Genomic DNA, 19,524 nt, shown 5'->3' with positions numbered 1-19,524 from the left:
AAAAAGACTTACACGAGGCGCTCAGGTGCTCGGGGTTTGCGGGGGGAGCGGCGCGGGGGCGTTCTTGCGGCTTAAGCTGCTGTAGCCGGACGCGCTCGCGTGCCCGGTGCTATGTCTCGAGCGCAGCGTGTGATCGAAAGGGAGTATCGGCGGTCATGGTCAATGTCACCGATGGATTCGGGTCGAGCGTTCTCGGATACCCGAGGATCGGTCCGCACCGAGAGCTCAAGCGTGCGCTCGAGTCGTACTGGCGCGGATCGCTCGAACGTGAGGAACTGCTCACGGTAGGTCGCGATGTCCAGGAGCGTCAGTTCAACGAGCTGGCCGCGACCGGACTCTCGCAGGTGCCGGGCAACACGTTCTCCTTCTACGACCACATCCTCGACAACGCGCTGCTGTTCGGTGCGGTGCCGTCGCGGTTCAAGCAATTCGCCGACGGGCTCGACCCGCTCGACTTCTACTTCCTGATGGCGCGCGGCAACCCGGACACCCCGCCGCTCGAGCTGGTGCGTTTCTTCGGCACCAACTACCACTACCGCCAGCCCGAACTCGACGCCGACACCACGTTCTCGCTGCATCCCGAGGCCCTGCTCGACGAGTGGGACCGGGCGGCCGAGCGCGGGATCGAGCTGCGTCCGGTGGTCCTCGGACCGGTGTCGCTGCTGCTGCTGTCGAAGGCCGGGCATGTGCCGGGCGAGGCCGAGTTCGACACGTTGACTCTGCTCGACCAGCTGCTGCCGTTCTACGAAGAGCTGTTCGAGATCCTCGCCAAGCGCGGGTCGACCTGCGTGCAGCTCGACGAACCCTGCTTCACCGGTGAGCGCACGCCCGCCGAGCTGGCCGCGTTCGAGAAGGCCTACCACCAGCTGGCGAAGGCGCCGCTGCGTCCGCGCATCCTGGTCACCGGGCAGTACGGCGATTTCGGTGAGGCGCTGCGGATTCTGGCCGCGAGCAATGTCGAGGCGATCGGGCTCGATCTGGCCTCGTACCGGATGCAGCCAGAGGAACTGGCGGCGATCCCGGGGATCAAGCGTAAGCGGATCTACGCCGGTGTGATCAGCGGTCAGAATGTGTGGCGGGCCGACCGGGTCGTCACGCTGAACTACCTGAACTCGATCGCCGAGGTGTGCCCGGATCTGGTGGTGTCGACCGGCACCACGCTGCTGCACGTGCCCTACGACGTGCTCGCCGAGTACGACATCGAGGGCAATGTCGCCGACCGGCTCGCCTTCGCGAAACAGAAGGTGGGCGAGGTCGTCTCGCTCGCCAAGGCGCTCACCGAGGGGCCGTCGGAGAACTGGCGCAAGCGGCCGACCGAGGTGCATTTCAAGCAGAAGCACGCGGTGCGTCAGCGGGTGTACGCGGTGACGCCCGAGATGCGCGAACGGGCGCCCTATGACGTGCGCGCGGCGGCGCAGCAGGAGCGGCTGAACCTGCCGCTGGTGCCCGCCACCACTTTGGGCTCGTTCCCGCAGAGCGGCAAGCTCCGGCAGGCTCGTCACGAGGTGGCTTCCGGGCGACTGTCCGACGACGACTACCGCAAGCAGGTCGAGGCCGAGATCGAGGCCACGATCCGGCTCCAGGAAGACATCGGCCTCGACGTGTTCGTGCACGGTGAGCACGAGCGCAACGACATGATCCAGTTCTTCGCCGAGCAGCTCGACGGTTTCGCCACCACCCGTTTCGGCTGGGTGCAGGTGTACGGGTCCCGGTGTGTGCGACCGCCGATCGTCTACGGCGATGTGGCGCGGCCGGCGCCGATGTCGGTGGAGTGGACCACCTACGCGCAGTCGCTGACCGACAAGCCGGTCAAGGGCATGGTCACCGGGCCGGTCACCATGCTGGCGCGCTCGTTCGTCCGCCAGGATCAGCCGCTCTACGAGACGGCCGACCAAGTGGCACTTGCCATTCGGGACGAAGTGGTGGACCTGGAGAAGGCGGGCATCGCGATCATCCAGGTGGACGAACCCGCCATCCGCGAGCTGCTCCCTGCCCGTCCGGCCGGACGCGAGGAGTACCTGCGCTGGGCGGTCGGCGCCTTCAAGCTGGCCACCTCCGGCGTGCGCCCCGACACCCAGATCCACACGCACATCGGCTATTCCGGCCGCACCGAGGTGGTCGACGCGATCGATCAGCTCGACGCCGACGTCACCGCGATCGTGGCGACCCGCTCGATCGAATGGGTCATCGAAGCCCTCACCGAGGACCTGTCCTCGGGTCACGGCCTCACCCACGGCGTCGGCCCCGGCGTGTACGAGAGCCGCTCGGCCCGCATCCCTGACATCGACGAATTCGACGAGCTGCTCACCCAGGCCGCGAATGCCGTGACGCCACAACGGTTGTGGGCCAACCCCGACGGTGGACTCAAGACGCGCCACTACTGGCAGCTGGAGCCGTCGTTGCGCAACATGGTGGCCGCTGCTCGCCGGGTGCGCAGGCGCGCGCTGGCCGCGCAAGCCGCAGCGGCGACCGGCTCGGAATAACTGAATAACGAACAGGCGCACCGGAATCGGTGCGCCTGTTCGTTGAGCCCATATGCACGCGTGAGCGCGACGACACGCCCCACATCGCCGTGTTCGGCCCGGTCGGGCTCTACCGTGGCTGAATGGAACAGCGAATCAGCCTGATCACCCTGGGTGTCGCCGATCTGGCGCGCGCCCGCGCCTTCTACGAAGCCCTCGGCTGGCGTGGCCAGGAGATCGAGGAGACGGTCTTCTTTCAAGCGGGTGGGCTCGGCCTGGTGTTGTGGGGCCGGGACAAGCTCGCCGCGGATTCCGGTCTGCCCGACGATGGCGCCGGATTCGGCGGGATCACCCTGGCACACAACGTCCGGTCCGACGCCGAGGTCGAGGAACTGCTGGCGGCGGCGCAGGCAGCGGGCGCCACGATCACCAAGCCCGCGACCACCAACCCCCTCGGCTTTCGCTCCGGTGTCTTCCTCGATCCGGACGGTTATCCCTGGGAGGTAGCGCACAACCCGGGTTTCCCACTGGCCGCGGATGGTTCGATCACCATCCCCGATTTCGGCGCCTGAGCCCACTGAGCGTACCGCTGTCAGGCGCGGATCGTGGCTTGGCCGCCTGCGGTGAGCTCGGCCGCGGCGGGCGTGTGCCTGCGCTTCGGTGAGTTCCGCACGCAGCGACGGGCTTACCCAAGATCGCGCGCGGTAAACATGAAATTGCCTGAACCTCAGCGGATCTCGACGGCAGCGACTACAGTTCGCGGCGGTACCGTCAGGTCAGGAGGGGCGCGGTGCTCGATTCGCATCACCACCAAGGGAAGTTCGGGCACGATTACATTCGGGTGCTCGCCTCCGCGGCCGGGCTCGTCTGGTCGACGGACGACCTCGATGTCGACGGGGTCGACCTGACCATCAAGCAACCGGGGCGGACGAAGTACGGGCACTCTCCGCAGATCGAAGTGCAGATCAAGACCGTGTCGCGTCCGAAGTACCGCCAGGGACAGCTGATTTTCGGCGGGCTCAGCCATACCCAGTTCAATCAGCTCGCCGGCGCCGATTTCGCCGTTCCACGCTATCTTTTCGCCATTCACGTGCCCGCCATCGCTGACCTGTTCACCGATTCGATCACCGGCGGGTTGATGCTTCGGCACACGGGATACTTTCTCTCACTGCGTGACCGGGCGCGATTCGCTGTCGACAATCCCAAACGCAAGGTGTCGGTATCGATTCCGGTCAGCAATGTGCTCGACGTCGAGGCTCTCGCCGCGCTCGTCGCCGGATCGCCGCGGTAGTGCCCGATGGTCGCGACGCCCCGGCTCGATGAGGTCATCGAGTACCTGCAGGCACAAGGGTGGACGCCCCAGACGCAGTGGCGCAATGGCCAGGTCTGGTCACACGGTGAGTTCGACGTGCTGGTGCCCGACGGCGAGGTCGTCGACTACGGCGCACGAATGCGGGCGCTGGTGCGGTGTGTCGCGGACTCCGAGCAACGATCCACCGAAATCGTTGTGCGTGACATTGTTTCCGGCGGCGTCGACATTGTCGGGTATCGCGCGGGCGACGCCGCCACCGAGGTCTCGGTCGAGGCGGGCACCGCTGCGTTGACGGCGCTACGGTCCTTGCTCGTCATCTGCGCGGACCAGGTGGCGGGCAGTGAGATCAGGATCGCGACCATGCGTGAGCATGCCGTTGCCGAACTGCTCAACAGCACGATATTGCTGCCGCGTCGGGATGTCTTCGGGTTCGATCTCGTTCTCGCCGGGCCGGGTTCGAGACTCAGTCGCCGTGCGGCGGTCCGGTTGCTCGACGTCGCCGCGACCATGCGGGAGGCCACGGACGGTCGCGGGTTCGGCATGGGTGCCGAGATGTGGTCCGACACCGTCGAGATGTTCAGCGCGCTCGGCTCGGCAGAGCGCGACCCGATGCGATTCGAGCTCAGTTTCCACTGGTCACGTCAAGTTCCACGGCCGGGTGTCGTCATCGAATTCTCCAGCACCGAGATCGCCCGACTGCCACGGCTGCTCGACGTGGGCACCATCGCGTCATCGCCACTACCGACCGAATCGGTGCCCGGCGCCGAACAGCCCGCCGTGATCGAAGGGGTCGTGGTCGGGGTGGACAACGACGGCGGACCGAAGGCGACTGTGCGGGGTGTGCTCTTCGTCGACGCGACCAGCACCGGGAGGCAACGACGTGTGACGGTGCGCCTTCGTACACCCGAGGAATACGTGAAAGCTCTGGTGGCGCACAGGTCGCGAAGCAGGGTCCGGGCCACCGGAATCTTCGACGGCAGACGTGACCTACAGATTTCCGAAAACGGATTCACCGTCATCGACGGCGACGGATCGTGAGAGAACGGATCGAACTTTGTCGGATCAGATGAGTCCACGAGAACTTGCTGTGCTGCTGACGCTGTTGGCAGAGGCACGCGAACTCACCAACGCGGAATTGTTCGCGGTGGCCGGGGTGACGCTCGACGGCAAACCGCGACTTCGGCTCAACAAGCTGGGCCTGGTCGACAGCGTGAAGGTCGGTCGCGCACTCGTGCACGAGCTCACCGAGCAGGGGGCCCAGTGGTGCACTGCCGAGCTCACCCGCCCACGTCCGGAGAAATCGGGGTCCTACGGCGGGGCCCTGTACGCGGTGCTCGCCGGGCTGCACCGGCATCTCGAGACCTCAGGACAAATACTCACCGATATCTTCGAGCCCGATGTGGCGGGCCAGATCATCCGGAAATACACCGAGCTCACCAAGGGCAAACCGGATCAGATCCGGCTCGCCGACCTGCGTAACAGGTTGGCGCACATCCCGCCTGCCGACTTCTCGGACGCGATGACGCGGCTCGCCGATCGCGACGGCGTGCACGTACGGGCGGAAGCCGACCGCAAGACATTGACCGATGCCGATCACGCGGCGGCGATCGTGCTTGGCGGTACCCCTCGTCATCTGCTGACCGTCGAGGCGGTGCGGTGAACGAGCTGGAATATCGCGCGCTCGCGCGGGTGCAGTTCAGCACCGCACTCGGCCCGGATTCGATCTGGCGGCCGCAGAGCTATCACGTCGAGGAGCTGCACCGCGCTGCGTCGGCGGAGCTTGCCAGGGCGATCGGTCTCGCGAAGGATCGGCCGGAGATGTCGCCGACCGGGTTCATTCTCAACGGCGACCCCGGGGTCGGGAAGACCCATTTGCTCGGCTGGATACGGCAGTACGTCCAGGACCCGGCGGTGGGCGGCTTCTTCTTCATGCCGAAGCTGATCGACGGAAAATCGTTCTGGGACGGGGCCGTCCACGGGGTGATGAACCGGTTGATCGACGCCGATGGCGGGCAGCTGCGCCGATTGCTGGTCTTCCTCGCCGGGCGGGCAGGCTACGATCGCGAACGCACCGCGCGGATCGCCGGGCCGATGCGGCCGAAGCCGACAGACATCGATCAGTTTCTGACCGATCTGGCTGGTCCGGAACCGCAGCTGGCTTACCAATGCCAAGACACGCTGCGGGCACTGGTGCTGTTCCGAGCCGGCGGACCCTTGCGCGATCTGGGCGACAGCTACCTCATTCTGCGTGACCCCCTGGACGCCGAGGTCGCCAGGGAGTGGGGCTTTCGCAGCGGAAACCGCGATTCGCAGTTGATCTTTCAGGATCTGATCCGATTGTTCGGCGCGGCGGGTCCGGTGGTGATCGCGCTCGACCAGATCGACGCCGTGATGGCGGATTCGGCGAACCGGGGCGGGGCGAAGGCGGCGAACCTTGCGGACAGCTTGATGAAGCTGCGCGAAGAGACGGTGCGCACGATCATCATCGCCGCGTGTATTCCCACCACCTGGGATTACCTGAAGGCACAGGGGTTGGCCTCATCCGCGGACCGATTCACCGAGCGCTTCTTGGCCACTGCGCTACCCGGCGCCCCGGTAGCGGCAGCCGTTGTCGCGGGGCATCTGGCGGTCCAGTACGACGAGGTCGACTTCACGCCGCCATACCCGACGTGGCCGATCGCTGTCGGCGCCTTCGAAGCCGCCGAGGTGACCAGCTACACCCCGCGCAGATTGCTGCAACTCGTCGCCGAGCACGTGCGCGACTGCCTGGATCGGGGAGAGATTCGCGAACTCGGCGACTTCGCCGATCTCGGCGGTGGTGCTGAGGCGAATGTGCCGGTGCCGCAGGGGGATCTGCTTGGGTTCGACAGCCGTTTCGCGGCATTGCGCGATGCCGCGGATTCCACGATGCCGTTGGACCCGGCCAACGAGGACGAGGTCATGGCCGCCCTGCTCAAGGCCGCCCTCCAGTGCTTCGTCCTCGAGCAACGTGATCGCGACGACCTGAGCATCGACCCGGCGACCGCTACGGGCCGCGCACTGCACGCACGCCTGCTTCGCACGGTCGACCCGATTCTCGAAGAGCAAGAACACTGGAGCTTCCGGGCGATCGGGCACACCCATCACCTGGCTGTGCAGTCCCGGATGCGTTCGGCGGTTATCGAATCCGGCATCGAAGAGTCCGAGGGCAACCGCCACCTGACCATCCTGCGCAATATCCCGTTCTCGAAGGGCCCCAAAACCGCTGCGATGCTGACTGATCTGGCGTCGGCGGATGGCAGCACGCTGCCCATCTCGCAGGATGATCTCCGAACCTTCACCGCGTTGCAGCAGATGCTGGCCGAGGCGAGGCCGGGCTTCGACGGTTGGCTGGTGGAGCGCGCGCCTGCTGGACAGACTCAGTTGTTTCGCCGGGTGTTCAGTGATCTGCCCGAATCGGTCCCTGCGCACCCAGCTTCGGACGCGACCGACGGCGGCAGTCACTCCGAGATCGGACCAGCAACCCGCGCTGTGGTCGAATCCGCTGGATCGACGATCACACTCGGTCGTGGGCTTACCGACCAGAGTGAATTCGTCATACCGCTGGAATTGCTGCGGAAGCATCTCGTCTTGTTCGCCAGCAGCGGCTCCGGCAAGACGGTGCTGCTACGGAGGCTGGTGGAAGAGGTCGCGCTGCACGGAGTTTCGGTGATCGTTCTCGATGTCAACAATGATCTTTCCAGGCTCGGCGATGCGTGGCAGGAGGTTCCGTCGGCGTGGCGGCCGGGCGATGCCGAGAAGGCCGAGCGGTACCTGGCCGAGACCGATGTGGTGGTGTGGACCCCACGCCGCCAAGTCGGCCGACCCCTCATCCTCAATCCGCTTCCGGACTTCGGCGCGGTGCTCGACGACCCGGATGAACTGCGGACCGCCGTGGAAGTGGCCGCGGGTGATCTGCTCGCGCGTTCCGGCATCGCACGGACGAAGGCGGCGCAGGCGCGCGCGGTCCTGTTGGAGGCGCTCACTCATTTCGCTCGGTCGGGGGAGACCAAACTGCCGGGGCTGATCGCCCTGCTCGCCGACCTGCCCGACGGCGTGAGTCGCGTGCGCAACGCAGCGCGGATCGCGGCCGAGATGTCGGACGGGCTCACGGTTTCCATGATCAATGACCCGCTGTTCGGTGGCGATGGTGAACCCCTCGATCCCGGCGCACTGCTGACGCCCGCGCCCGGCAAGAAGGCCCGAGTCTCGGTGGTCAGTTGCATCGGGCTGCCCGACCCTGATCAGCGCGCCACCTTCGTCAGTCAGCTACAGGTGGCCTTGTTCACCTACTTCAAGACAAATCCTGCGGGCGACCGGCCACTGGGTGCGCTCCTTGTGCTCGACGAGGCGCAAATGCTCGCGCCGTCGGGCAAGAGCACTCCGGCCACGGCGAGCACGCTGATGCTCGCGGCGCAGGCACGAAAGTACGGACTGGGGATCGCCTATGCCACGCAGGCGCCGAAAGGGTTGGACAACAAGGTGGTCGGCAACACGGCGATACAGTTCTTCGGCAAGCTGGGCACGGCGGTCCAGATCCAGGCAGCCAAGAGTATCGCCGCCACCTGGGGTGGAAACGTCGACGATATCGGCCGCCTGAAGACCGGCCAGTTCTACGGCGCCACCGAAGGGCGAGCGTTCCGCAAACTCGCCACCCCGCTGTGCTTGAGCCACCATCCGGCCAGTCCGCCCACTGAGGCCGAAGTACTCGAACGCGCGAGGCGCGACCAGAGCTAGCTACCACCTCGAATTCACCAGTCATGTCGACGACAGTCCGGGGGAGGCGCCCAGGGCCCATCTGCCGCCATGGGCGCCGGATCATGGCTCGGGCGCCGTGCACGGCGAGATCGATCCCGCGATCCCGCGGACGGTGCTCGACGAACTCGCCGCCGCGCATCCGCTGCCGCGGAGTCAGTGATCCGGGTCAATCGGTCAGTTGGGGGTTCCTCGGGCCAACACCACGTCGACGGTTCGGGTGGTGCCGTTCGGTGAGGTGACGTCGAGGCGGACGGGGTCGGCGGGTTTGCGGATGCTGATGGCCGCGCTCAGGGCCTTCGCGGTGGTGATCGAGGTGCCGTTGACCGCGGTGATCACGTCGCCGATGTTGATGCCCGCTTCGCGGGCGGGTTGGCCGTAGAAGGCCCAGCTCACCTGGGCGCCGGCGGGGCGGGCGTCGATGACCTGGACGCCGAGGGTGGCCGTGGGGCCGATGTGGACAGTATCGGTGGGGGTGCCCGAGCGGATCTGGGCGACGATGCGCATGGCGGTGTCGATCGGGACGGCGTAGCCGTTGGCCGGTCGGCCTTCGGCCCTGGCGTTATCGCCGGATGCCGCTGTGATCACCCCGACGACCGCCCCTGACGCGTCGGCCAGTGCACCGCCGGACTGGCCGCCCATCACGGGCGCGGCGATCTCCACCATGCCGTTGAGCGCTTTGCGGGTGAGGTCGGCGGAGTTCATGGCGACGATCGTCGCGTCCAGATCGGTGATCGGGCCGGCGACCGAGGTCGGCTCGCCACCGTCACCGCCCGCATCGCCGATGGCCAGCACATCCTGGCTGATGCGCAGGTCAGCGGAGGTGCCGAGGCGTGCGGTCGGCAGATCCTCGGCGCCGCCCAACGACAGCAGCGCGATATCGGCGCCGGAGTCGTAGCCGAGGACGGTGGCCTCGTAGACGGACCCGTTGGCGATATCGGTGACGCTCAGCGCCTCGGCCCCTTTGATCACGTGATGGCTGGTCAGAATCTGCCCGTCGGCGGTGAGCACGATCCCCGACCCGGCCGCCCCGATCCCGAAACCGGCCGCGTCGACATCGATATTGACCAGCACCGACTCCATCTGCCCGGCGACGAGCGCGGGATCGAGCGGCACCAGGACGGGCGCCTGTGCTTGCGCCACGAATTCCGGCTCGACCAGGGCGAACTCCCCGCGATACCCGAGAAACGCGCACACCCCCAGCATCGCTACCACCATCGTCACCAGCACTCGTCCGACACGCTTCACAGCACATGTCCTCTCTCGCGAGCCGACCAATCCATTGTCACCCGTTTTCCGCGTCCGCTGGTCTCGAAATGGACGCGGTCGTTCCAGGGACCTGTGCGACGCAGGCGTCGGTGCGCGGACTTGGCAAAGCACGCATGCGGCTGTAGGCATGTAGCCATGAGCACCGCAGCCGCCTACGCCAAGCCATCCCCCGACGGGGCTTTCGAGAAGGTCACCATCGAACGTCGCGAGGTCGGTGCCGACGATGTGCTGATCGACATCAAATACGCCGGCATCTGCCACTCCGATATCCACACCGCGCGCGACGAGTGGGGTGGCGCGAAATACCCGTGCGTGCCCGGTCACGAGATCGCGGGCATTGTCGCCGCGGTCGGCTCGTCGGTGCGCAAGTACCAGGTGGGCGACCGGGTCGGCGTCGGCTGCCTGGTGAACTCCTGCGGCAAGTGCGTGCCGTGTCTGGCGGGCGAGGAGCAGTACTGCACCGGCGGCGCCACCTGGACCTACAACTCCCCGGTGCCCGAAACCGCGCAGCCCGGCGGGTACACGATGGGCGGCTATTCCACCCAGATCGTGGTCGACGAGAGCTTCGTCGTCGCGATCCCAGAAGGCATCGGCCTCGATGTCGCCGCGCCGCTGCTGTGCGCGGGCATCACGCTGTATTCGCCGCTCAAGCACTGGAACGCGGGGCCGGGCAAGAAGGTCGCGATCATCGGGATGGGCGGGCTGGGGCACGTCGGTGTGAAGATCGCCTCGGCGCTGGGCGCGGAGGTCACCGTGCTGAGCCAGTCGCTGCGCAAGCGCGACGACGGCCTGCGCATGGGGGCCGACCACTACTACGCCACCAGCGAGAAGGAAACCTTCCGCCAGCTGCGCGGCCAGTTCGACCTGATCATCAACACCGTCTCGGCCGACCTGCCGATCGACAACTACCTGCGCCTGCTCGCCCTCGACGGCACGCTCGTCATCCTGGGCCTGCCGGAGCACCCGATGAGCGTCACCGGGCGCCACCTCGCCGGTTTCCGCCGGTCGCTGGCCGGTTCGATGATCGGTGGCCTCGCCCAGACCCAGGAGATGCTGAACTTCTGCGCCGCGCACGGGATCGGCGCGGAGATCGAACTGATCTCCGCCGACGAGATCGACTCCGCCTACGACCGGGTTGTCGCCAGCGACGTCCAGTATCGATTCGTGATCGACACCGCCACGGTGTGATTCTCGCGGTACGCGCGCCGACGGGCTGTGGGCGCGCGTCCTGGGTAGCGTGACATTCGTGGTTGCCGAGGACGAATCCGCTGAACCCGCCGCACAGTCCGCCGACCTGCCCGCCTACTGGTCGGTGCGAACCCCGCCGCGCTGGCTGCCGCGCGCGCTGCTGTACGCGGTGCTCGCGGTAGCCGGGCTGATCACGGCGTTCTGGGTGCTGGGCAAGATGCAGGGTCTGCTGACCGTGCTGATGGTATCGATCTTCCTGGCGTTCGCGATCGAGCCCGCGGTGAATTGGCTTGCGGCGCGCGGTGTTCGGCGTGGGGCGGGCACCGGTGCGGTGTTCCTGGTGGTGCTGGTACTGATCGTTGCGTTCGTGTGGACATTGGGCGCGTTGCTCGTCAACCAGGTGACCATGCTGGTGAAGAACGCCCCCGACTATGTCCAGGATCTCGTCGACTGGGTCAATTCGACCTTCCACCAAGATATTTCGGGCGATGATCTGACCAAGTACGCCTCGGAGTGGAGTTCCACGATCGAGAAGTATCTGGTCGGATTGGCTGGAAACGTCTGGGGCATCGGCACTGTCGCGATCGGCGCGCTGTTCCAGCTGCTCGGGGTGCTGCTGTTCACGTTCTACTTCGCCGCCGACGGTCCGCGTTTCCGGTCCTGGGTGTGTTCGTTGCTGCCGCCGAAACAGCAGAAGCATGTGTTGCGGGCCTGGGACATCGCGGTCGAGAAGACCGGTGGCTACATCTATTCGCGGGCGTTGCTCGCGCTGTGCTCGGCGGTCGCGCACTACGTCGCGTTGCGGGTGCTCGATGTGCCATCGGCGTTCGCCTTGGCGTTGTGGGTCGGCGTTGTCTCGCAGTTCATTCCGACTGTCGGCACCTATATGGCGGGTGCGCTGCCGGTGCTGGTGGCGCTGGTGCACGACCCGATCACCGCGCTGTGGATCCTGCTGTTCATCATCGCCTATCAGCAGTTCGAGAACTACGTCCTCCAGCCGCGCATCACCGCGACCACCCTGGATATGCACCCGGCGGTGGCCTTCGGGGCGGTGATCGCGGGCGCCGCACTACTCGGCCCGACAGGTGCGCTCCTCGCGATCCCGGTCACCGCCACGCTGCAGGGTTTCGCGGGCGCGTATGTGCGGCGTTACGAAGTCACCGAAGAGGCCGACGCGCCACCGCCGAAGAAAAAGAAGCGCAAGAAGCCCGAAGCCGCATCCACCGACGAATAGACAACTCATGGCGACGTAGAAGCGCACCACCTCGTCGAGTCGGTCGGGCCTGCGCGGCGGGCAAGGTTTCGGTGCGCACGGTTCCACGATGGCGTAGATGCCCCGTGGCGACATCGGACGTGGGTTGAGGGGTTGGCGTGCGGTGCGGCGGTAGCGTTCGGCGGATGGACACCCTGAACTCGGTGATCGTCGATGTCAATGATGCTTTCTGGAACTGGCTGCTGATTCCGCTCGTCCTCGTCGCCGGGCTGTACTTCACCGTGCGCAGTGGTGTGGTGCAGGTGCGGATGCTGCCCGAAATGTTCCGGGTGGTCACGGAGAAGGGGCCGACGGCGGCCGACGGGAAGAAATCGGTGTCGGCGTTCGGGGCGTTCAGTATTTCCGCGGCGGCGCGGGTGGGGACCGGCAATATCGCGGGGGTCGCGACCGCGATCAGTGTCGGTGGGCCGGGGGCGGTGTTCTGGATGTGGGCGATGGCCACGGTCGGTGCCGCGTCGGCATTCGTGGAATCCACGCTCGCTCAGCTCTACAAGCGGCGCGAGAGCGAGCCGGGGACCTTTCGCGGCGGTCCCGCCTACTACATGGAGCACGGGCTGCGCCGTCGGTGGCAGGGGTTGGCGTTCGCGGTGATCATCACCGTGACCTTCGGGTTCGTGTTCAACGCCGTGCAGGCCAACACCATCGTGGCCACCAGCCGCGTCTCGCTCGCGGAGCTCGACGGTGGCTGGTATGCCCCGCTGATCGGGCTCGGTTTGGTGGTCCTGCTCGGGCTGGTGATCTTTGGCGGGGTGCGCCGGATCAGCCACATCACCGAGGTGCTCGTCCCGGTGATGGCCTTGGCGTACCTGGTGCTCGGCATCGCGGTGGTCGCGTTGAACATCGACGATCTGCCGCGCGTGTTCGCCGATATCGTCGGCGGGGCGTTCGGGCTGCGCGAGGTGGTCGGCGGTGGCATCGGTGTCGCCATCACGCAGGGGATCCGGCGCGGCATGTTCTCCAACGAGGCCGGTCTGGGCTCGGCTCCGAATGCCGCTGCGGCCGCGGATGTCTCACATCCGGTGAAACAGGGGCTGGTGCAGTCGCTCGGCGTCTACTTCGACACCCTGCTGATCTGCTCGATCACCGCGTTCATCATCCTGACCAGCGACCCCGACCTGTCCGAGCGACGCAGCGCCGACCTCACCCAGAACGCGCTGCAGACATCACTCGGCACCTGGGCTGGCCATGTACTCACGGCGGTGGTGTTCATGCTCGCGTTCAGCTCGATGATCGGCAATTTCTACTACGGTCGCTCCAACATCGAGTTCATCACCACCCGCCCCCAGGTGCTCACGGTCTTTCGAGTGTTGGTGCTGGTGGCCGTTTTCGGCGGCGCGCTGGGCTCGGTGAGCCTGATCTGGAACCTGGCCGATGTGTTCATGGGCGTGATGGCGCTGGTCAACCTGGCCGCGATCATCCCGCTCGGCGCCGTCGCGTTCCGTCTGCTCGCCGACTACCGCGCCCAGCGCGCCGCGGGCAAAGACCCCGTCTATCTGCACAGCGCCGACATCGCCGACCCGGCGGGTGTGCAGTGCTGGCAGGCAACGATTGCGTCGAGCTTGCCCGGTAAACCCACTCACTAGTGGTAGGCATGGGAAATGGCGAAACAATGGACCGAGCCGGCTGATGTCGCACTGCGCGCCGACGGTCTGCGCGTCGCCGATCTGGACACCTCGAGCACGCCGGGATTCGCCGGCGACAAGCGTCTGGGCAAGCAGCTGCTCGCCGAACGGGCGACGGTGCTTTCGGTGTTGCAGGAGAAGCTGTTCGCGCACGGTCGCACCGGCGGCCAGCGCAGTGTGCTGCTGATCCTGCAGGGCATGGACACCGCGGGCAAGGGCGGAATCGTGCGGCACGTCATCGGCTCGGTCGACCCGCAGGGCGTCGACCACGCGTCCTTCGGCGTGCCGACCGAGCTGGAGTCCCAACACGACTTCCTGTGGCGGATTCGCAACAAACTGCCCGCGCACGGTCAGATCGGCGTGTTCGACCGCTCCCAGTACGAGGACGTGCTGGTGGTGCGGGTGCACGACCTCGTGCCGCAGGCGGAGTGGGAACAGCGCTACGACCAGATCAACACCTTCGAGAAGGAGGCCGCCGACGCGGGCACCACCATTGTGAAGGTGGCCATGTTCGTCTCCCTCGACGAACAGAAACGCCGGCTGCGCGAACGGCTGGAACGCCCGGACAAGTACTGGAAATTCAACCCCTCCGACATCACCGAACGCGCCTACTGGCCCGAATATCAGAAGGCCTACCAGGCCGTTCTCGACCGCACCAACACCGACTACGCGCCCTGGTACGTGCTGCCGTCGGACCACAAGTGGTACGCGCGCCTGGCGATCACCGAGTTGCTGATCGCCGCGCTCGCCCAGCTGAAATTGGACTGGCCACCCGCCGACTTCGATATCGCCGAGCAGCTTCGCCGACTCGACGAGTCCTGAATCGAGCTTTGCGGAAACTCTCAGGTTCGGCCCGCATGATGTTCGGTGGTGGGGAGCCAACTAGCGAAAGGCGTGTGACGACGGTGAGCACGGGCAACAGGCCCTCGGGCAAGAATCCGCTGGCGGCGGCAGAGGCGGCCGACAAGAAGCGCAAGATCGCGATCCAGGTCGGCGTCGCCGCGGTGCTGGTCGCGCTGGTCGCGGCCATCGGCGTCGGTATCGCGGTGAAGCAGTCCGATAAAGACACCGAAGCGGCGACCACGTCGGCGGCACAGCTGCCCGCGACGGGCGGGGCGGTCACCGATACCGGCACGGTCGTGATCGGCAATCCCGACGCCAAGGTCAAGGTGCGCGTCGTCGCCGACCTGCAGTGCCCGGCCTGCCAGAAGTTCGAGGCCGCCAACGGGGAAGCGCTGGCCAAGGCCGCCGCCGATGGCACCGCCTCCGTCGAGTACCAGATCATCTCGTTCCTCGACAAGGCCTCCACCAACCAGTACTCCTCGCGCGCGGCCAACGCGTCGTTCTGCGTGGCCAAGTCCGATACGACGAAGTACCAGTCCTGGCTGCAGACCATGTTCGAAAAGCAGCCCGCCGAGGGCGGTGCCGGCCTCAGCAACGACGAGCTCATCCAGATCGCCACCGACGTCGGCTACACCGATCCCGCCGTGGCGACCTGCATCAACGACAAGCCGTACAACGACTACATCCAGCAGGTCACCCAGACCACGCTGCAGAGCGGCGTGGAGTCGACGCCGTCGGTGTTCATCAACGGCCAGCTGAACCAGTCCGACGCGATCTTCACCGAGAACGGCCTCGCCGCCGTGATCGCTGACGCGGCGAAGTGATCACCGCCCCCGCCCGCTCGGCCTGGCTGCTGCTGATCGCCGGGCTGGCGGGCTGGCTGGCGTCGTTCACGCTCACCGTCGAACGGTTCAAACTGTTCGTCGACCCGGACTACGTCACCTCGTGCAGCATCAACTCGGTGCTGTCGTGTGGGTCGATCATGAAGACCGACCAGGCCGCGGTCTTCGGTTTCCCCAACCCGCTGATCGGCGTCGTCGGGTTCTCGGTGGTGGTGACCCTCGCTGTGCTGTCGGTGGTCGGTGTCGGGTTCCCGCGCTGGATCTGGGGCGGGCTGTGGCTCGGCACCGTGCTCGGCATCGCCGGGCTGTGCTGGCTGATCTTCCAGAGCCTGTACCGGATCAACGCGCTGTGCCCGTACTGCATGGTGGTGTGGGTGGCGGTGCCGGTGCTGTTCGCGGTGACCACGCAGGAGGTGTGGGGCCGCTCGCGCGGGGTGATGGGGATCCTCGCCGAATGGCGCTGGACCCTGGTCGTGGTGTTCTACGCGGTGGTGCTGCTGCTGGTGTTCCTGAAGTTCCAGGACTACTGGCTCAGCTTGGTGTGAGCGGCTTGGTGGCGTCCACGTACTGCATGAAACGGTGGACCCGCTGGTCGATTTCGGTCAGGCCCGCCCTGGCGAACAGCTTCGGGAAGGTGTCGCGGTCGAACAGGCGAAGGCCGCTCAGGCTCGCGGCAAGGCTGCTCGCCGAGCCGAAGAGATTGTCCTCGGCGTAGCTGGTGCTGATCGCGATGCGGCCGCCGGGGGCGAGGACGCGGATCATCTCGCGGGTGGCGACCAGCGGATCGGGGATCAGGTAGAGAGCGCCGAAACAGCAGACGGCGTCGAAGGTTCCGTCGGCGAAGGGCAGGATGCGGGCGTCGCCGCGGACGTAGCCGACGCGGGGGCTCGCGTTGTCGTTTGCGGCCTTGGCCAGCATCGGCGCCGAGTAGTCCAGGCCGGTGACGAAGCCGCCCTTGGTCAGATACTCGCTGAGGTAACGGGTGAAATTGCCTGGGCCGCATGCCAAGTCGAGCACCTTCATGGGGCCGCTCAGGCGCAGGGTGTCGACCGCGTCGCGGCGGTCGGTGCCGGTGGTCCGGCCGCTGGCGAGGTAGAACAGCGTGGGTCGCCACGCGTGCTCGTACACCGCCGCCAGCGCCGGGGCGTTCATCGTCTTGCGGGCGAGATTCACAGTCGCGCGACCTCGATGGTCATGCCCGCCGCGCGCAGCCGCTCGGTGAGCGCCTCGCCCATCGCGGACGCGGGGGTGAGCACGCCGGCGCGCTCGGGCAGGGTGTCGAAGGCCAGGCTCAGGCCGCTCTGGCCGAGCAGCACGGCGGTGGCCTGGTAGCCGGGGTCGCCGGTGCCGGAGAAGGTGGCCTGGTACTTGGCACCGGAGCTGGTGCGCGCGAAGGTCTTCATGGTGAACCACCCACTGCGGCGGGCCTTCTCGTCGGGGCCGGTGCCGGGCTTCGGCAGGATCCGGTCGAGCAGCTTGCGGCCGAGCGAAACCCTCGAAAGGACTGCGCCCGAGGCCATGCCGGCCACGAGGCCGCCCGCGATACCCGCGGCGACCAGTGGTGCGGCGGCCGAGGTGCCCGCGTTCATCACCTCGCGGTAGCGGAACTGCTTGCCGTAGGCCCAGCCGAGCAGGCCGTTGGTGCGGCGCACGACCTTGGTGTTGTGCGAGGCCATCACGAACGTGGTGACCCAGCCGTCCAGGCTGGGGTCGATGCTGTCGGCGCGGGCCAGCGCCTGATCGGACTGGCGGCCGACATCGGGTTCCATGCTGCGGTCCGGGCTCAGCGAGTACGGGTGGGCCAGGATCTTGCCGCGCGCGGAGTCGGCCGCGATGTCCTCCATCATGGCGCGCCCGGAATCGATGGTGCCGCCGCTCATGCCGCCCTTGAGGTAGGCGACCAGGGTGGTGTCCTCTAGCTCGCCGGTGTCGTCGGCGAGGGTGGCGCGGTAGATCTCGTACACGCTCAGATCCGACGGAATCGAGTCGTAGCCACAGGAATTCACGATCTTGGCGCCCGAGTCGACCGCGGTCTGCTCGTACTTCTCGATGGCGTCGTGAATGAACAGCGGCTCGCCGGTGAGGTCGGCGTAGTGGGTGCCCGCCGCGGCGCACGCGCCGACCAGCGGCATGCCGTAGCGCAGGTACGGGCCGACGGTGGTGACCACGACCTTGGTGCGCTCGGCCAGCGCGGCAAGCGAGGCGGGATCGCTGGAATCGGCGACGACGAGTTCCCATGTCGCGGCGGCCGGACCGAGCTCGTCGCGGGTGGCGGCGAGCTTGCTCGCCGAGCGACCGGCCAGGGCGATCCTGGCGTCGGCCGGGGCCGCGGTGAGCAGGTATTCAGCGGTGAGCTTGCCGACGAAACCTGTTGCGCCGAACAGGATCAGGTCGAACTCGCGGTGCTGCGGCATGACGCGCCTTTCGAAAAGATGATCAGGGCTTGGTGGCTGGTGCGCTCGCCTTGCGGGCGCGAGTCTTCTTCACCGGCTTCGGTGGATGGGTGGCGAGCCAATCACGGTGGGCCAGGCCGAGTTCGGTGACCGGCGGATCGCCGTAGAGCCATTCCCTGGCGATCGAATGCCAGTTGTTGGTGCTGTCGAGCTGCCCGAGCATGCCGAAGGTGAGGAAGTCGGCGCGGCGGGAGAACAGGTGTTCCGGCGGCAGGTTCTGCTGCTTCATGCCGGTGAACTCGCTGGCCCTCGGGTCGACGGCGAGCAGGAACGCGCCGCTGGCCAGTTCGGGGGTGATGGTGAGTTCCTCGTCGACCAGACACCATTCCGAGGCGGCGAGCACGTATTCGAGGCATTCCTCGGCGCCGATCTCCTCGGGTGAGTCGATCACGCCGCGATCGATCATCAACTGCCGCAGGTCTTCCGCGCGATCCTCCGCGGCCGCGCGCAGGCACTGGATTTCGAATCCGACCAGCTTGGGGTCCATCCGGTTGAACAGCCCGAAGTCGAGGAAGGCGACCCGGCCGTCCCTGGCGAGCAGCACATTGCCCGGATGCGGGTCGCCACAGAACTCGTTGAAGCTGAACAGCGAGCCGACATAGAAGCGGTAGATGATCTCGCCGACCCGATCACGTGTCGCGGTAGGCATTTTCCGGATCGCGTCGAAGCCGTCGCCGTCGATGAACTCGCTGACCAGCACGCGGGTGGTCGAGAGCTCCGGCACCGAGGAGGGCACCACGATGAACGGGTGTTCGCGGTACAGGTGCGCGATCTCGGCCTGGGTGGCGGCTTCGGCCTGGTAGTCGAGCTCGCTCTCCATATTGAGTTTGAGCTCGTCGAGCACCGCGGGGGTGATCCACGGCATCGCCGAGGCCAGCACCCGGCGGAACATGGTGAGGTTCTTCAGATCCGCGCGCACCGCGGCGTCGACGCCGGGGTACTGAACCTTCACCGCGACAGCGCGACCGTCGTGCAGGGTGGCCCGGTAGACCTGGCCGATCGAGGCGGCGGCGATCGGCTCCGCATCGAATTCGGCGAAGATCTCCGCCAGCGGGGCACCGAAATCCTGCTCGATCACCGCGCGCATGGACTCGAACGACACCGTCGGCGCCGCATCGCGCAAGACCGCGAGGCGCTGCTGGAAACGCTCGCGATGGTTCTCCGGCACCAGATCCAGATCCAGCACCGACATCATCTGGCCCAGCTTCATGGCCACGCCCTTCATGGTGCCGAGCACCATGACCACCTGTTCGGTGGTGCGGATCATCGACTCCTCGGCCATCCGCGCGCGGACCGCCTCCGAACGGCCGCGCATCGATAGCCTGGTCTTCTTCGAGCGGATAACCGACCCCGCCGCGACCGCCCCCAGCTTCGTCCCGCGGGCAAGCCGGGAAGTCGGCACGTTCTTCGCCATCGAGATACCTCCGTTGGTGCCGACGCGCACGGCGGTGACACAAGCCACAGCGTCCCGCCCGGGTTCAGCGTAG

At 66.8% G+C, this 19,524-nt stretch carries 16 protein-coding genes; 12 read left to right on the top strand and 4 right to left on the bottom strand.

The features are described 5' to 3' along the window. The first annotated feature begins 155 nt into the window (after positions 1-155). The 6 genes from metE (at position 156) to ACQHI0_RS25690 (ending at position 8,529) form a co-directional block, all read left to right on the top strand. Complete coding sequence (metE, locus tag ACQHI0_RS25715) at positions 156-2,483, top strand: 5-methyltetrahydropteroyltriglutamate--homocysteine S-methyltransferase (protein WP_427904357.1); 2,328 nt, start codon at positions 156-158, stop codon at positions 2,481-2,483. A gap of 122 nt (positions 2,484-2,605) precedes the next feature. Continuing rightward, on the top strand, positions 2,606-3,034 hold the full coding sequence (locus ACQHI0_RS25710; protein ID WP_427904356.1) for a VOC family protein: 429 nt from the start codon (positions 2,606-2,608) through the stop codon (positions 3,032-3,034). A 218-nt stretch (positions 3,035-3,252) separates the two neighbouring features. Then, positions 3,253-3,753: a DUF4365 domain-containing protein gene (locus ACQHI0_RS25705; protein WP_427904355.1), complete on the top strand. Its 501-nt coding sequence runs from the start codon at positions 3,253-3,255 to the stop codon at positions 3,751-3,753. A gap of 6 nt (positions 3,754-3,759) precedes the next feature. Next, a complete protein-coding gene (locus ACQHI0_RS25700) occupies positions 3,760-4,812 on the top strand; it encodes a hypothetical protein (protein WP_427904354.1) in 1,053 nt (350 codons plus the stop codon). Between the two features lie 28 nt (positions 4,813-4,840). After that, positions 4,841-5,434 carry a hypothetical protein gene (locus tag ACQHI0_RS25695; protein ID WP_427904353.1) on the top strand — a complete coding sequence of 198 codons (594 nt, stop codon included), beginning with the start codon at positions 4,841-4,843 and terminating at the stop codon, positions 5,432-5,434. Next, positions 5,431-8,529, top strand: a complete 3,099-nt coding sequence (locus tag ACQHI0_RS25690) for an ATP-binding protein (RefSeq protein WP_427904352.1) — start codon at positions 5,431-5,433, stop codon at positions 8,527-8,529. Before ACQHI0_RS25695 ends, ACQHI0_RS25690 begins: the two co-directional genes overlap by 4 nt. Positions 8,530-8,724: 195 nt before the next feature. On the opposite strand, the gene ACQHI0_RS25685 is transcribed toward ACQHI0_RS25690, so the two are convergent. Further along, the gene (locus ACQHI0_RS25685) at positions 8,725-9,795 is read right to left on the bottom strand and encodes a S1C family serine protease (RefSeq protein WP_427904351.1); all 1,071 of its coding nucleotides are present in this window, start codon (positions 9,793-9,795) and stop codon (positions 8,725-8,727) included. A gap of 156 nt (positions 9,796-9,951) precedes the next feature. Between ACQHI0_RS25685 and ACQHI0_RS25680 the strand changes: the two genes are divergently transcribed. The 6 genes from ACQHI0_RS25680 (at position 9,952) to ACQHI0_RS25655 (ending at position 16,129) form a co-directional block, all read left to right on the top strand. Next, complete coding sequence (locus tag ACQHI0_RS25680) at positions 9,952-11,004, top strand: NAD(P)-dependent alcohol dehydrogenase (RefSeq protein ID WP_427904350.1); 1,053 nt, start codon at positions 9,952-9,954, stop codon at positions 11,002-11,004. 58 nt (positions 11,005-11,062) lie between these two features. Beyond that, positions 11,063-12,238 carry an AI-2E family transporter gene (locus tag ACQHI0_RS25675; protein ID WP_427904349.1) on the top strand — a complete coding sequence of 392 codons (1,176 nt, stop codon included), beginning with the start codon at positions 11,063-11,065 and terminating at the stop codon, positions 12,236-12,238. Positions 12,239-12,402: 164 nt separating this feature from the next. Next, entirely contained in the window at positions 12,403-13,860 is a 1,458-nt protein-coding gene (locus tag ACQHI0_RS25670; RefSeq protein WP_427904348.1) for an alanine/glycine:cation symporter family protein, read from the top strand. Positions 13,861-13,875: 15 nt separating this feature from the next. Then, a complete protein-coding gene (locus ACQHI0_RS25665) occupies positions 13,876-14,721 on the top strand; it encodes a PPK2 family polyphosphate kinase (RefSeq protein WP_427904347.1) in 846 nt (281 codons plus the stop codon). An 83-nt stretch (positions 14,722-14,804) separates the two neighbouring features. Next, entirely contained in the window at positions 14,805-15,566 is a 762-nt protein-coding gene (locus ACQHI0_RS25660; RefSeq protein WP_427904346.1) for a DsbA family protein, read from the top strand. Further along, positions 15,563-16,129 (top strand): vitamin K epoxide reductase family protein, encoded by a 567-nt coding sequence (locus ACQHI0_RS25655; protein WP_427904345.1) that lies wholly within the window; start codon positions 15,563-15,565, stop codon positions 16,127-16,129. The genes ACQHI0_RS25660 and ACQHI0_RS25655 overlap by 4 nt, the downstream gene beginning before the upstream one ends. On the opposite strand, the gene ACQHI0_RS25650 is transcribed toward ACQHI0_RS25655, so the two are convergent. Genes ACQHI0_RS25650 through ACQHI0_RS25640 form a run of 3 tightly spaced genes read right to left on the bottom strand, consistent with a single transcriptional unit; the run spans position 16,116 to position 19,451 of the window. Continuing rightward, the gene (locus tag ACQHI0_RS25650) at positions 16,116-16,757 is read right to left on the bottom strand and encodes a methyltransferase domain-containing protein (RefSeq protein WP_427904344.1); all 642 of its coding nucleotides are present in this window, start codon (positions 16,755-16,757) and stop codon (positions 16,116-16,118) included. The two genes, ACQHI0_RS25655 and ACQHI0_RS25650, sit on opposite strands and share 14 nt — an antisense overlap. Next, complete coding sequence (locus tag ACQHI0_RS25645; protein ID WP_427904343.1) at positions 16,754-17,998, bottom strand: saccharopine dehydrogenase family protein; 1,245 nt, start codon at positions 17,996-17,998, stop codon at positions 16,754-16,756. Before ACQHI0_RS25645 ends, ACQHI0_RS25650 begins: the two co-directional genes overlap by 4 nt. 22 nt (positions 17,999-18,020) lie before the next feature. Further along, entirely contained in the window at positions 18,021-19,451 is a 1,431-nt protein-coding gene (locus tag ACQHI0_RS25640; RefSeq protein WP_427904342.1) for an ABC1 kinase family protein, read from the bottom strand. Positions 19,452-19,524 lie beyond the last annotated feature (73 nt).

The sequence above is a fragment of the Nocardia sp. FBN12 genome (genome assembly GCF_050320175.1).
Lineage (GTDB): Bacteria > Actinomycetota > Actinomycetes > Mycobacteriales > Mycobacteriaceae > Nocardia.
Note: the sequence above shows the minus strand (reverse complement) of the source record. Positions and strands in the feature narration are given on the sequence as shown.

Coding starts and splice junctions, on each gene's coding strand:
- metE (WP_427904357.1), top strand. CDS start 156: ATGGTCAATGTCACCGATGGATTCGGGTCGAGCGTTCTCGGATACCCG.
- ACQHI0_RS25710 (WP_427904356.1), top strand. CDS start 2,606: ATGGAACAGCGAATCAGCCTGATCACCCTGGGTGTCGCCGATCTGGCG.
- ACQHI0_RS25700 (WP_427904354.1), top strand. CDS start 3,760: ATGGTCGCGACGCCCCGGCTCGATGAGGTCATCGAGTACCTGCAGGCA.
- ACQHI0_RS25695 (WP_427904353.1), top strand. CDS start 4,841: ATGAGTCCACGAGAACTTGCTGTGCTGCTGACGCTGTTGGCAGAGGCA.
- ACQHI0_RS25680 (WP_427904350.1), top strand. CDS start 9,952: ATGAGCACCGCAGCCGCCTACGCCAAGCCATCCCCCGACGGGGCTTTC.
- ACQHI0_RS25670 (WP_427904348.1), top strand. CDS start 12,403: ATGGACACCCTGAACTCGGTGATCGTCGATGTCAATGATGCTTTCTGG.
- ACQHI0_RS25665 (WP_427904347.1), top strand. CDS start 13,876: ATGGCGAAACAATGGACCGAGCCGGCTGATGTCGCACTGCGCGCCGAC.
- ACQHI0_RS25645 (WP_427904343.1), bottom strand. CDS start 17,998: ATGCCGCAGCACCGCGAGTTCGACCTGATCCTGTTCGGCGCAACAGGT.
- ACQHI0_RS25640 (WP_427904342.1), bottom strand. CDS start 19,451: ATGGCGAAGAACGTGCCGACTTCCCGGCTTGCCCGCGGGACGAAGCTG.